Annotated in this window: 15 protein-coding genes and 1 pseudogene; 9 read left to right on the forward strand and 7 right to left on the reverse strand. The window is 57.3% G+C overall.

Going from position 1 to position 12,854, the window contains the following annotated elements:
* Position 1: 1 nt before the first annotated feature.
* On the reverse strand, positions 2-757 hold the full coding sequence (locus tag JWR17_RS01815; protein WP_299827721.1) for a spermidine synthase: 756 nt from the start codon (positions 755-757) through the stop codon (positions 2-4).
* Between the two features lie 288 nt (positions 758-1,045).
* Here JWR17_RS01815 and JWR17_RS01820 point away from each other — a divergent pair, with 288 nt between their 5' ends.
* Positions 1,046-2,395, forward strand: coding sequence for a class II 3-deoxy-7-phosphoheptulonate synthase (locus JWR17_RS01820; protein ID WP_299827723.1), 1,350 nt, complete (start codon positions 1,046-1,048; stop codon positions 2,393-2,395).
* Between the two features lie 43 nt (positions 2,396-2,438).
* Here JWR17_RS01820 and JWR17_RS01825 read toward each other — a convergent pair whose 3' ends face one another.
* Both JWR17_RS01825 and JWR17_RS01830 read right to left on the reverse strand, forming a co-directional pair.
* Positions 2,439-3,665 (reverse strand): crosslink repair DNA glycosylase YcaQ family protein, encoded by a 1,227-nt coding sequence (locus tag JWR17_RS01825; RefSeq protein ID WP_299827725.1) that lies wholly within the window; start codon positions 3,663-3,665, stop codon positions 2,439-2,441.
* Positions 3,666-3,714: 49 nt separating this feature from the next.
* On the reverse strand, positions 3,715-3,951 hold the full coding sequence (locus tag JWR17_RS01830) for a DUF1127 domain-containing protein (protein WP_299827727.1): 237 nt from the start codon (positions 3,949-3,951) through the stop codon (positions 3,715-3,717).
* 95 nt (positions 3,952-4,046) lie between these two features.
* Here JWR17_RS01830 and JWR17_RS01835 point away from each other — a divergent pair, with 95 nt between their 5' ends.
* Complete coding sequence (locus tag JWR17_RS01835; protein ID WP_299827788.1) at positions 4,047-4,901, forward strand: LysR substrate-binding domain-containing protein; 855 nt, start codon at positions 4,047-4,049, stop codon at positions 4,899-4,901.
* Here JWR17_RS01835 and JWR17_RS01840 read toward each other — a convergent pair.
* Complete coding sequence (locus JWR17_RS01840; protein WP_299827729.1) at positions 4,891-5,637, reverse strand: sulfite exporter TauE/SafE family protein; 747 nt, start codon at positions 5,635-5,637, stop codon at positions 4,891-4,893. The two genes, JWR17_RS01835 and JWR17_RS01840, sit on opposite strands and share 11 nt — an antisense overlap.
* A 211-nt stretch (positions 5,638-5,848) precedes the next feature.
* Here JWR17_RS01840 and JWR17_RS01845 point away from each other — a divergent pair, with 211 nt between their 5' ends.
* Entirely contained in the window at positions 5,849-6,319 is a 471-nt protein-coding gene (locus tag JWR17_RS01845) for a MarR family transcriptional regulator (RefSeq protein WP_299827732.1), read from the forward strand.
* 201 nt (positions 6,320-6,520) lie between these two features.
* Positions 6,521-6,940: an organic hydroperoxide resistance protein gene (locus JWR17_RS01850; protein WP_299827734.1), complete on the forward strand. Its 420-nt coding sequence runs from the start codon at positions 6,521-6,523 to the stop codon at positions 6,938-6,940.
* 79 nt (positions 6,941-7,019) lie between these two features.
* Here the strand turns inward: JWR17_RS01850 and JWR17_RS01855 are convergent.
* Together JWR17_RS01855 and earP are read right to left on the reverse strand one after the other, a co-directional pair.
* Positions 7,020-7,589, reverse strand: a pseudogene (locus tag JWR17_RS01855) (elongation factor P).
* 47 nt (positions 7,590-7,636) lie between these two features.
* Positions 7,637-8,770, reverse strand: a complete 1,134-nt coding sequence (earP, locus tag JWR17_RS01860; RefSeq protein WP_299827736.1) for an elongation factor P maturation arginine rhamnosyltransferase EarP — start codon at positions 8,768-8,770, stop codon at positions 7,637-7,639.
* 181 nt (positions 8,771-8,951) lie between these two features.
* Between earP and JWR17_RS01865 the strand changes: the two genes are divergently transcribed.
* The 5 genes from JWR17_RS01865 (at position 8,952) to JWR17_RS01885 (ending at position 11,890) form a co-directional block, all read left to right on the forward strand.
* Positions 8,952-9,371, forward strand: a complete 420-nt coding sequence (locus JWR17_RS01865) for a hypothetical protein (protein ID WP_299827738.1) — start codon at positions 8,952-8,954, stop codon at positions 9,369-9,371.
* Between the two features lie 18 nt (positions 9,372-9,389).
* The gene (locus tag JWR17_RS01870; RefSeq protein WP_299827790.1) at positions 9,390-9,872 is read left to right on the forward strand and encodes a transcription elongation factor GreAB; all 483 of its coding nucleotides are present in this window, start codon (positions 9,390-9,392) and stop codon (positions 9,870-9,872) included.
* A 132-nt stretch (positions 9,873-10,004) separates the two neighbouring features.
* A complete protein-coding gene (locus tag JWR17_RS01875) occupies positions 10,005-10,202 on the forward strand; it encodes a hypothetical protein (RefSeq protein ID WP_299827741.1) in 198 nt (65 codons plus the stop codon).
* 427 nt (positions 10,203-10,629) lie between these two features.
* Entirely contained in the window at positions 10,630-11,187 is a 558-nt protein-coding gene (locus JWR17_RS01880; RefSeq protein WP_299827743.1) for a DUF1003 domain-containing protein, read from the forward strand.
* A 163-nt stretch (positions 11,188-11,350) separates the two neighbouring features.
* Entirely contained in the window at positions 11,351-11,890 is a 540-nt protein-coding gene (locus tag JWR17_RS01885; RefSeq protein WP_299827745.1) for a PaaI family thioesterase, read from the forward strand.
* A gap of 50 nt (positions 11,891-11,940) precedes the next feature.
* Here JWR17_RS01885 and JWR17_RS01890 read toward each other — a convergent pair whose 3' ends face one another.
* Positions 11,941-12,672, reverse strand: a complete 732-nt coding sequence (locus JWR17_RS01890) for an aspartate/glutamate racemase family protein (RefSeq protein WP_299827747.1) — start codon at positions 12,670-12,672, stop codon at positions 11,941-11,943.
* Positions 12,673-12,854 lie beyond the last annotated feature (182 nt).

Consider the following 12,854-nt stretch of genomic DNA (forward strand, 5'->3'; position numbering starts at 1 on the left):
CTCAGGTTGCGGGGCGAATGGCTTTGATCAGCGGCAGCAGTGAGTAACCCAAACGCGGCGCCAGCGCCTCGGCTCGTTCGGTTAACGCTTGCAGGTCCATCACCTGTTCAAGGTCAGCCGGTACCATAAGGATAACGTTGCCTTCCTTTACCGGCAGCTCCCAATAATGGCGATGATAAAGGCCCCGCAGCAGCGCCGCACCCAGGGGCTTACCGTCATCGGCCGCCCATTGATTGATGACCAGCCAGCCGCCCGAATTCAGACGTTTCTGACAGTTTTCCAGGAATTTCCAAGCGAGATGACCGACACCCGGGCCGTGATCGGTATACAGGTCGACGAAGATCAAATCGGCGGACTCGGCACTGTCGAGCAATTCCAGCGCATCGCCAATGCGGATATATAAACGAGGGTCGTCTTCGAGACCAAGAAATTCCATGGCCAGGCGCGGAACATCCGGACGCAATTCGATGGCTTCGACGTCTTCCAATGGCAGGAACCTGAGGCACGCCTGGGTCAGTGTTCCTGCACCGAGGCCCAGAAACAAGGCGCTTTCCGGTGCTTCGTGACACAGCGCGGCAATAAACATTGCGCGGGTGTAGTCATATTCCAGCCAACTCGGGTCCGCCGTGAAGGTGCAGCTTTGCTCGATGGCATCGCCGAATTCCAGGAATCGATACTCGTCCACTTCCAGCACACGGATCATGCCAAAGGCATCGTGCACTTCAGCCAGCAAACGCTCGACGCGCTCCTCAGTCATTACTTCTCCTGTCAAACGATGCGAAATTAACCTAGATGTGTAGGAGCGCGCTTGCCCGCGATGGAGCGCGCAGCGTTCCCAGAATATAGAACTCCATCTCACTGGAGGGATCGAGTGCCTGGTTTACGACTGCTTCGCAGCCGATCGCGGGCAAGCGCGTTCCTGCATTGACCGGGTATCGGGGCCAATCAGGCGCGGATTGTCGTCTGTGCAGCCATTGGCAAGCAAGCCTGCTAACACCGGGGCTGTTAACATGGCGGTCCGACTGCATTGACCTGGATTTTCAACATGAGCCAACCCTGGAGCCCCGATAGCTGGCGGGCACTGCCTATTCAGCAACAACCCCAATACCCCGACGCCGCGCATTTGTTGCAGGTCGAGCAGACACTGGCGAGTTATCCGCCGCTGGTGTTCGCCGGGGAAGCGCGTGAATTGCGTCGGCAGTTTTCCGAGGTCACCCAGGGTCGGGCGTTTTTGCTGCAAGGCGGTGATTGCGCCGAGAGCTTTGTCGAGTTTTCGGCGGCGAAAATTCGCGACACCTTCAAAGTGCTGCTGCAGATGGCGATTGTTATGACTTTCGCCGCCGGCTGCCCGGTGGTCAAGGTCGGGCGCATGGCCGGTCAGTTCGCCAAACCGCGTTCAGCCAACGATGAAACCATCGACGGTGTAACGCTCCCCGCGTACCGGGGCGACATCGTCAATGGCATCGGCTTTGATCAAAAGAGCCGGGTGCCGGACCCGGACCGTTTGCTTCAGGCCTATCACCAGTCCACCGCGACACTGAACCTGCTGCGTGCGTTTGCCCAAGGCGGTTTTGCTGATTTGCATCAGGTGCACCAATGGAACCTGGATTTCATCGCCAACTCGGCGCTGGCAGACAAGTACAGTCAATTGGCTGGCCGAATTGATGAAACCCTGGCGTTCATGCGCGCGTGTGGCCTGGACACTTCGCCACAATTGCGCGAAACCAGTTTCTTCACCGCCCACGAAGCCTTGCTGCTGAACTTCGAACAGGCCTTCGTCCGCCGTGACAGCTTGACCAACGATTACTACGATTGCTCGGCACACATGCTGTGGATTGGCGACCGCACCCGGCAACTGGACGGTGCGCATGTGGAGTTCTTGCGTGGGGTGAACAATCCGATTGGGGTCAAGGTCGGCCCGAGCATGGACCCTGAAGACCTGATTCGGTTGATTGACACGCTGAACCCCAGCAACGATCCGGGACGCCTGAATCTGATTGCACGCATGGGCGCCAATAAGGTGGGCGATCATTTGCCGCAGTTGATTCGCGCGGTGGAACGCGAAGGTCGCAAGGTGCTATGGAGTTCGGACCCCATGCACGGCAATACGATCAAAGCCAGCAGCGGTTACAAGACCCGTGACTTCGCGCAGATTCTCAATGAGGTCAAACAGTTCTTTCAGGTGCATCAGGCTGAGGGCACCTACGCCGGGGGTATCCACATCGAGATGACGGGGCAAAATGTGACCGAGTGCATCGGCGGCGCCCGGCCCATCACTGAAGACGGCTTGTCGGACCGCTACCACACCCACTGCGACCCCCGGATGAACGCTGATCAATCGCTGGAGCTGGCGTTTTTGATTGCCGAGACGTTGAAGCAGGTTAGACCGCGCTAGGCCTTTCGCGAACACGTTCGCTCCACCGGGATTGGGGATTGCCTCAATCCGTTTCCAAGCGCAAAAACGCCACCCGCAAGCGCGCTGCACTGGCGCGCTGGCAGTTAATCTGAACCTGCGCCAAGCCCAGCCAATCAGCCATTTGTCGCAGGTTTATCGCCAAGGCCAGCATTCCCTCTTCGTCCAGACCTAGCGCCTCTTCTTCATGCACCGCGTGCACGGCCAGCCGGCCAAGGGCGCGTTCGGCGCGCAAGTCGACGCGGGCGGCGATCCGCTCGTTGTGCAAAAACGGCAGCACGTAATAGCCGTACACCCGCTTCTGCTGCGGGGTATAAATTTCCAGGCGATAACGAAAATCGAATAACCGCTCAGTACGGCTGCGTTCCCAAATCAGCGAATCGAAGGGCGACAGCAGCGCGCTGGCCGTGACCTTGCGTGGCAGTTTCGCCTCCGGCAGGCAATACGCCAACTGGCGCCAGCCTTGCACTTGAACCACTTGCAGCGCTCCCGCATCGACCAACTCGGCCAAGCCCGAACGACTCTCCGCTGGGGTCAGCCGAAAATAGTCGCGCAAGTCTTTATCGGTGCCGACGCCCAAGGCCGCCGCCGCGTGTAACAGCAAACCACGCTGCGCCTCACCCTCGCTGATCTCTGGATGATCAAGAATCGCTGCCGGTAGCACCCGCTCCGGTATGTCGTACAAGCGCTCGAACCCACGGCGCCCGGACACAGTCACCTGCCCCGCCGCGAACAACCATTCCAAGGCGTGTTTTTCGGCGCTCCAGTCCCACCAAGGCCCGGCACGCTCCTGGCGAGTACTCAAACTGCCCGCACCCAACGCACCCTGCTCGCGAACTGTCTGCAACACCCGAGCAATGGTCGTTTGCTGCTCGCGGCCAAACTTCGCCATCTGCTGATAAATACCCACGCCTTGTGACGCCTGGCGCATGCGCCATCGCAACAGAGGGTACAAGCTCAATGGCAACAACGATGCCTCATGGCCCCAATACTCGAACAGCGTGCGCTTTCGACCCTGGCTCCAGGCGGCCTGGTCCAACAACGGCTGGGCATAATTGCCTACCCGGGAAAATAACGGCAGATAATGCGAACGCACCAACGCGTTAACCGAATCGATCTGCAAAATGCCAAGCCGCTCGATCAACTGGTTGATGTGCGCGGCCTTGATAGACACTGGCGGCTGGCGCCCGTTAAATCCTTGAGCGGCCAGCGCCAGACGACGTGCTTGTTTCAGTGACAGTTCTGCGGACATTCCGGCCTCCTGATCAGTCGACAAAACTACCTGATCGAAAGCCGCCCTGTCAGTGTTTCATCGGGTCATACCAGAACGGACGAGCGACTTCCTGCTCAATATCTGCCCGACTCAAACCGATATCCTTCAGCGCGTCGTCACTGAGACGCGCCAATTCCTGGCGTTGACGGTACAACGTCAACCAACGCAACACATGACGTTTAAGCGCGATAAAGGGACGCGCAGCTGTGGGAGCTTTACGGGAGCGCTTCTGAACCAACACATAACCTTTTTGACCTTTCATCATCCTGACCTCCGTCTTGGGATGACAAGAGTTTCGCGCCGGGCTTATGATCAATCCAACGAATGTTTCTTATGTGTCACATCTTGGAGATTGATGAGTTGGCCAACTACCCAAGCATTGACAGCGAGCTGTTACGAACCTTTGTCGCCATCGCCGACGAAGGCGGTTTCACCCGTGCTGGCGAATTGGTCAACCGCACGCAGTCCGCAGTCAGCATGCAGATGAAACGCCTTGAGGACGATGTGGTTCAGCGCGCGCTGTTTCGCAAAGACGGGCGCACCGTCAGCCTTACGGCAGAGGGCCAAGTGCTGCTGGGCTATGCCCGGCGCATCCTCAAATTACACAGTGAAGTGTTCAATACCCTGCGCGAGCCGCACATGGTCGGTGTGGTGAAAATCGGTTCGCCAGACGATTACGTGATGCGCTTTTTGCCTGGGGTTTTACAGCGGTTCGCCCAAGCTTATCCGCTGATTCAGGTTGAAGTGCATTGCGAGCCGTCCAGGCAATTGCTGCAACGTCACGACTTGGATTTGAGCATTGTGACTCGAGAGCCCGGCACTGAAATCGGCCAGATCCTGCGTCATGAGCGCTTTGTCTGGATGGAAGCCGCAGGGTATTGCCCACATGAACAAACGCCCATTCCGCTGGCAATGTTCAACGATGATTGTTTTTGCCGTACCTGGGCCTGTAATGCACTGGACGCAGCGGAGCGCGAATACCGGATTGCGTATACCAGTGCCAGCCTGGCGGCGATCAGTGCCGTGGTCAGCGCCGGTTTGGCAGTGACCGCACAGCTTGAAAGTTTGTTGACCTCGGACTTGCGCATTGTCGGCGAAGCCGAAGGTTTGCCGCTGCTGCCCTCCGCCAGCATTGTGCTGCTGCGCAATCCGAATAACCCGTCGCCCATCGTTGAATGCCTGGCTGAATATATTGCAGAAGGGTTCAAACTTTAAACGCGAGTACCACGGCGCAGATCACAAGGAAGCCGCAGAATAAGGTTCGCAGGGTTTTTTCCGGCAGTGAATGGGCCAGCCTCACACCCCAACTGATGCTGGCCAGGCCGCCGACGGCCAAGGGAATACCCATCTGCCAATTGACGTGACCATGCACCGCGTAAGTAATCAGGGTGATGGTGGTGCTGGGCGTCGCCAACGCTAAGGCCAAGCCTTGGGCGACCACCTGTGTCGCGCCGAATATCCCGGTGAGAATCGGCGTGGCGATGACCCCGCCGCCGACCCCAAACAAACCACCCGTGACCCCGGAGCCGATGCCTAATACCCACAGCCATTTTGCGTGGCGCAACTCTGCGCCGGGGTTGCCGTTACGCCAGTACATCTGAATCAGGTTGAACGCGGTCAGGATGATCAAAAAACCGACGAATGCCAGACGCATGCTGTGAGGGTCAAGCCTTACTGCCCACAATGAAGTCAGCCAGGCCAGGCAAAAGCTCGGGATTATCAGCATCAGGGCATTGCGCGGGGAAATCCGGTTACGCTGGTTGTAGCGCCATAACGCCAACAGCACGTTGGGCAACACCATCAGCAACGCGGTGCCCTGAGCCAGTTGCTGATCCAGACCGAATAACACACCCAGGGTGGGAATCGCTACCAGGCCGCCACCGATGCCAAACAGGCCACCCAGTGTGCCCATGGCCGCTCCCATCAACACAAACATCACGACTTCAATCACACCGCACCCCAATCAACTGATGCGCGCATGCTACGCAGTCCGGCCGAGGCAGGAAATGCAAGGGCGGCACTATTTGCTTAGCATTTGCTGAACAGGGGATTCACGGTTCATGAACGGTGCGTATGACACGCTGATCAGATGACCGAAATTTATCTGGCGCATTAAACATCGCGGCACTAAATTAAAGGACACCTGATACAGAGGATTTCTTATGAGCACTGACCACAACGCCAGCAAAAAAGCGGGGACGTACGATCATCTGCTGCTCGACAGTCAACTGTGCTTCGCCCTGTACTCGACGTCTCTGATGATGACCAAAGTGTATAAGCCGATGCTGCAAGCGTTGGGGCTGACGTACCCGCAATATCTGGCGATGATGGTGCTGTGGGAGCAAGACGGCTTGACCGTCGGCGACGTCAGCACGCGTCTGCTGACTGACCCGGGTTCATTGACGCCACTGCTCAAACGTCTTGAGGTTGAAGGGCTGCTGAGTCGGACCCGGAGCAAGGAGGATGAACGGGTGGTGCTGCTGCATCTGACCGAGCAAGGCCGCGAGCTGCGAGAAAAAGCCAAAACCATCCCCTCCTGCATCCTCGGTGCCTCCGGCAAGACCGTGGCCGAGCTGAAACTGATGCAGACCGACCTCATCGCCCTGCGCGGAAATTTGCATCAGAGTCTGTGATGACTGGGTTTTACAGGCCTCTGTAGGAGGTCGCCCGTCGCGCAGCTGACGTGAGAACACAGTTGCTACAGTTTTATTTGCGCTGCAAATTGCAAAATTTACCTTGCGCACTAAATACTAGCGCGATACATTTGCTTGGCACTTAGTTAGCGCGCAAACATTTAGCGCAATAAACCCAACCATTGATATGAGGATTTCACCATGGACACTCTCTACACTGCAGTTGCAACCGCCACCGGTGGCCGTGATGGCCGTGCTGTTTCCAGCGACAACGTCCTTGATGTCAAACTGTCCACCCCGAAAGCACTCGGTGGTGCTGGCGGTACAGGCACTAATCCTGAGCAGCTGTTTGCTGCCGGTTACTCGGCTTGCTTCATCGGCGCACTGAAGTTCGTCGCCAGCCAAACCAAGGGCACCGTCCCCGCAGACGCTTCGATCACCGCCCATGTCGGCATCGGTCAGATCCCAGGCGGCTTTGGTCTGGACATCGACTTACACATCAGCTTGCCAGGCCTGGAACAAGCCGCTGCACAAGCCTTGGTCGATGCGGCTCACCTCGTCTGCCCTTACTCCAACGCCACCCGTGGCAACGTTGACGTACGCCTGCACGTAACGGTCTAAGGCCCCTGGCTTTGGTTGCACCCACAAAAAAACCCGACGCGATGGTCGGGTTTTTTTGTGGGTGCGTAAAAGGCTGCGCTTATTTAGCGCGGCCTTTGTACGAACCGCCTTCACGGGTGTCGATTTCGATCTTGTCGCCAATGTTGACGAAGTCGGCAACGCTCAGCTCAGTACCGTTTTTCAGTTTGGCTGGCTTCATCACTTTGCCCGACGTGTCGCCACGTGCGGAACCTTCGGTGTAGTCAACTTCACGAACGATAGTGGTCGGCAGTTCCACCGATACCAGACGCTCTTCAAAGAAGATCGCTTCGCAGACGTCAGTCATGCCTTCTTCGATGAACGGCAGAACAGCTTCCAGATCTTCAGCGTTCAGCTCGTACATGGTGTAGTCAGTGGTGTCCATGAACGTATAAGTGTCACCGCTGATGAAAGACAGGGTGGCTTCTTTACGGTCGAGAATCACGTCGTCCAGTTTGTCGTCGGCGCTGTATACGATCTCGGTCTTGTAACCGGTCAACAGGTTCTACAACTTGGTCTTCATGATTGCGCTGTTACGACCGGACTTGGTGAATTCCGCTTTCTGAACCAACCAAGGGTCATTTTCGAGCTTAATCACTGTGCCGGGTTTGAGTTCTTTACCAGTTTTCATTACGAATATCCGAATTTGGATGGATTTACAAAAATCTAGGCCGCGTATCATAGCCAATTTAGATAAAACAGTACTAGCGCCGCGGCGAGATCGGCCTGGGAGGCCTGTTCCAGACACCAGTGCTCAGCGTGTTTGGTGACCTGGGGCCAGTGTAGTTGCAGCTCCGACCAGCGTTGGCCCATTTCATTGCCACTGTTCCAGGCCCGCCACAGGTTCCTTAAGGCCTCACTGGCGGCCGGCGACAGGCCTTTGAGGTACATCTCAAGGAAGGCATCCAGTTTGAGCCAATGCGCGTCGTCGTCCTGTTGATAGATGTGCCACAGCAGCGGACGCCCGGCCCATTGCGCGCGAACGAATGAGTCTTCACCCCGCACTGCGTTGAAATCGCAGCTCCACAGCAGCCGGTCGTAATCGTCCTGCCGGACAAAAGGTAATATCTGCACGGTCAATGCGCCACGGCGTTGTACTGCTCCGGCGCGTAACTCATCAACCTCCAGCCAACGCTGCACATCGCTCAGAATCCGCCCTTCTGGTACTAGCAGGTGCGTTGGCCGAGGGTCCTGCGCCAAGACCTCCAGCCAGTTGGCTAACCCGGCGTTCTCGTAGGCGAACAGTGAAATCAGCCGCGCGTTCTCAACCGGCTCGACACCCAGGCCCTGCAAGAAGGCCCGCTGAGCGCCGATGTCTTGCTGGAAAGCATGGCGCCTGTCCAACAGCCCCGCTTCGCGCAACAAGCCGCCGGTGTCCGGACGAAACCCCGGGAAGAAGAAGATTTTGCGTAGGCCATTGGGCTGCGGCGACGGCAGCGCATGGCAACCAGACACCCACTGCTCGGCGCTGAGGTATTCCAGGTTCAGCCACAACGGTGGCAGCGAGCGCTTGGGCATTGCATCGAAATACGCGGGCGGCAAACGGCAGGCAAATGCCTCGATCACCACGTCCGCGACTTCGGTCGGCTGCCAGTCTTTGCTCCAGTGACAGACGCTTACCCCGTCGTGCCATTGCTGTGCAGCCGTTGCATCGGCGCCGGGACACAGACGCGTGAAGGGCTGGAGATCATCCACCCACAAGCGCACCGCACAGGAATGCTCGGCGGCCAGTTGCCGGGCGAGTCGCCACGTCACGCCGATGTCGCCGTAGTTATCCACAACGCTGCAAAAAATATCCCAGGTGGCTTTCATGCCCGGCTCTCATCAAAAATAAATTGTCGCTGTACGAGGGGTTGCGTTTGCTGCGTTACAGCGCGGCGGGCTTTCCCACGACTGACCAACGATTGTCCGTCAAAACCCGCTACGAGCTCCAGCTTTGGGCGCGGGTCGTGCGACAATCGCCAGCATCCACCGCCCACGCCAGGAAGTCCCTATGCCCACCCGTCCGTTAAAACTGATTTTGTGCATCGCGCTGGGGGTCTGGCTCGGTTGTATGGCGGTGGCGGCTACTGCCATGTTCGCTTACACCTCATTGTTCGCCAGCAAGGTCAGCGCCGTGGGCGCGGCGGTTAGCCAGATCAAGCTGCATGTTCCGCACAAGAACCCATCGGCATCGGCGTCGGTTCCGGCCGTATCGGGGCCAGATGAGGAGTCGGAGCAAGGGTCGGACAATCCAATGTTCGAGAAATACAAACAGAACCTGCTAGACACCCAGGCACGGCAGGACGAAGACGATACCAAGGCAGCCCGGGAAAAACGCATCAGCGGCCCTAAATGCCAGTTCTGGTTGCAGCAGGACCAGACCGCGCCTAGCGAAAAAACCCGCGCTAACGTCAACCAGTTCTGTGGTTAAAGGTTGATGCCAACGTCCCTGGATAAAAACGCAGTCCTGCAACTGATCGTCGCCACGCTCAAGGTTGATTTGGACCTGTTGCAGCGGGCCGCGCAAACCGCTTACGAGACCGCGACCCACGAAGAGAATATTGCCGAGAACAAGTACGACACCCTCGGTCTGGAAGCATCCTACCTGGCCACCGGCCAAGCCCGACGCGTGGAAGAGATCCGCCAGTCGCTGGTGTTATTTCAAAACCTCAACCTGCGCCCCTTCGAGGCCGCCCGGGGGGTTCAGATCGGCGACCTGATAAGCCTCGAAGCCGACAATGGCAGCCAGCAGCAGCTGTTCATCGGGCCTGACGCCGCCGGTCTGAAAATCCAGCACGACGAGGTGTTGATTACCGTCATTACGCCACGGGCGCCACTGGGCAAAAGCCTGATCGGCAAGGCGCAGAACGACAGTGTTGAAATACTAATCAAAGGTATACGGCAGTCGTTCGAAATCGTCCAAGCGTTGTAACCAATCCGTTTGGAGGGTTGATCAGCTTAACTTTTTCTGGGTAAGGTGGCGGCAGCATCACCATCAGTGTCCTGGACGGATATCTCCAACTGATATCTCCAGGTGCATGGACTCATTAAAAGGAGATTTTTCATGTCAAACGTCGTTAGTTTCCCAGACGCCCATGAACGTGATCGCCTCAAGTCCAATGATCATCCTGGGTTGTTATATTTAAGCAAAAAAGAGCGCCTGCTGATCGAGGAGCTCCGCGTGACCAGCCATGCCGGTCGGCAATATATTTATGAGTACGCGCACATCATGCAGGCGTCCAAGCCCTTGCATCCAGATTGACCCGCTGCCTCGCCGTTAGCCTGTCGCTCGGTAAACACGGTCTTCTGTAGGGGCCAGCTCGTTGGCGAAGCGGTGTAGCGGATACGCCGTGAAACGCGTTGGCGCCTACCGTTATTATCAAAGCGAATCCCATCTCTTGCGCCATGTGAGTGCTTGCTCCTGCACGTCATCTAACGCGTCGTCGTCCATAGTTGCCAACTGCGATAAACCCTCAGCCGACGACTACGTGGATCGCCGAGAATCAGCGTGAGTTGGGCCGGTTTAATCTGCCAAAGATGGCGTGGCGTTAGAGGGCCGAAGATTGACCAGTGTTCAGCCTTCATTCAGGCACAAGGGATGGCCAACATATCGAGTCGGCGGGTGGTGACTTATAGTGGCGCACGGGCGACAAGTTGCCCGCTCGATTTCAATTGATCAGGAATTTGTCATGACCTCCGTCACGCCCGAGACTGCTAGCGAACCTGTCGCGCCGAAGAAACCACTGATCGACCATTTACGCTTTCACAAACCCCATTCACACCTGACAACGACGTTCGGTAACGATACGTTCGCCCTCAAGGCCGAGGCGTTTGCGCGGTTCTTCGGGACGCCGACCTTTCTCGGCGCGCAGACCCTCATCGTAATTTTGTGGGTGGGCGCCAACATCGCAGGGCTGACCCATTTCGATGTCTACCCGTTCATCTTGCTCAACCTGGCGTTCAGCCTGCAATCAGCCTATGCCGCGCCGTTGATACTGCTGGCGCAAACCCGCCAGGCCGCACGCGACAAGGCCAACGCCGATGCCGACGCACAGCACCGTGAAGCCCTGGCAGTTGCCAATGAACAACGACTGGCCGACGCGGCGCAAAACTCGGCGCTGATGCTCGATCTGCTGCAACAAAACACTCGCTTGACTGAGCTGACAAAAACCCTCACCGAACGGATTGAAACCCTGACGCTGGACATGCACCAGCACTTCGTGAAGAAGCCTGCGGGGCAGTCATAGTGGGGGATAACCGAAACACCGCGCTGCCTGTTTCGCGAAGGTTTCGGATGCTCTAAATGTCTCGAGTCCGCACATTTATATTGCGACCATAATAAAATATAGGGATTATGTCCGTCATCCAACCGGCCGATGACGCCTTGACTGCTACACGGAGTTTCTCGCTATGCAGATCCCGACTCGTGAAGAAAAGATCGCTCAGTGGCTCGCGCAAGAAGATGCCGCGCGTAGTCGTCTGGCCAAGCCCGGCACCACCAGCCTCGCAGAGGTCAGCACGATGACGCCGAGCGAGTTTTTCGAAGGCATCAGCAGCGGTGAATTGCCCTGCCCGCCTATTGGCGTGTTAGTGGATTTCATTCCGTTGGAATGGTCGCCCGGTCGGTTTGTTTTTCAGGGTACCCCCGATGAGCGTCATTACAACCCGCTGGGGACGGTGCATGGCGGGTACGCCGCGACGTTGCTGGATTCGTGCATGGGGTGCGCGATTCATACCCAACTGAAAAAAGGCCAGGCCTACACCACGCTGGATCTGCGCGTAAGTTATGTCCGTGCCATGGGCAGTCATACCGGTCCGGTGCGGGCTGAGGGCAAAGTCATTCATCTGGGTCGTTCCACGGCCTTGGCTGAAGGGCGTTTGTACGACGTGGATGGCCGGTTGTATGCCACCGGCACCACCACCTGCATGATTTTCGACATGCCTCAATAATCACCAAAGCAGGAGGCGCTTGCCCCTGGGTAATCGGCTGTTCCGTGTCACTAACGGCTCAAGTGCGCGTATCGGCCGGTAAAACCCTTGCCCAGCGGGAAGGCCAAATCGCCGTGTTTCGACGTACCGAGACCCAATTCCACCAATGACTCGGCAAGTTTCACCGCCGCGCTGACGCCTTCCACCACGGGGATGCCAATGGCCTCGCTTAACACTTGGCGAAGGTCAGCCATACCACCACACCCCAGCACGATAGCGCCTGCGCCCTCTTCATCGCGCAACCGGCGCCCTTCAACAGCAATACGCTCGATCAATGCGTCGTCGCAGGCTTCCAACGCGAGCACAGGAATTTCCAGGCAACTGACCGATGTGCAAAGGCCCTGCATGCCATAACGCTGCAACAAATGCTCAGCAATGATCCGCGTGCGGCCCAAGGTAGTGATTACCGCAAAGCGGGTAGAAACAAGGCTGGCCAAGTGAAACGCCGCCTCGGCAATACCAATGACCGGCCCGATGGCCAACTCCCGCGCAGCCAACAAGCCTGGATCGCCAAAGCAAGCGATGACATGGGCGTCGTAACCGTGGGCCACGCCTTTTCGAATTTCTTCGAGCAGGCCAACGGCAGCAATCGCCTCGTCGAAATGCCCTTCAATGGATTCAGGACCGTCCTGCGGGCAGCACGGGAAAATCTCGGTGCCCGCCCGTGCGACGGCTTGTGCAGCGACGCCGATTTTATGGGTCATGGCTTGGCTGGTGTTGGGGTTGATCACCTGAATACGCATCGACACGCCTCGCTTCTGAGCAAACTATCAAATAATTGTATACAACTATAAGTCAGCACGAGACCGCCGATCCAGCCTTGATTAATGCTTCCAATAAAGCTGCTGATGCTTGCACCGCATAGGCGCAGGTGCACCGCCATTGGGCGTTCGGGCGGCGCTCAAGTTCTGCCCCGGATTGACGC

Source organism: Pseudomonas sp. (assembly GCF_028293835.1).
Classification (GTDB): Bacteria; Pseudomonadota; Gammaproteobacteria; order Pseudomonadales; family Pseudomonadaceae; genus Aquipseudomonas.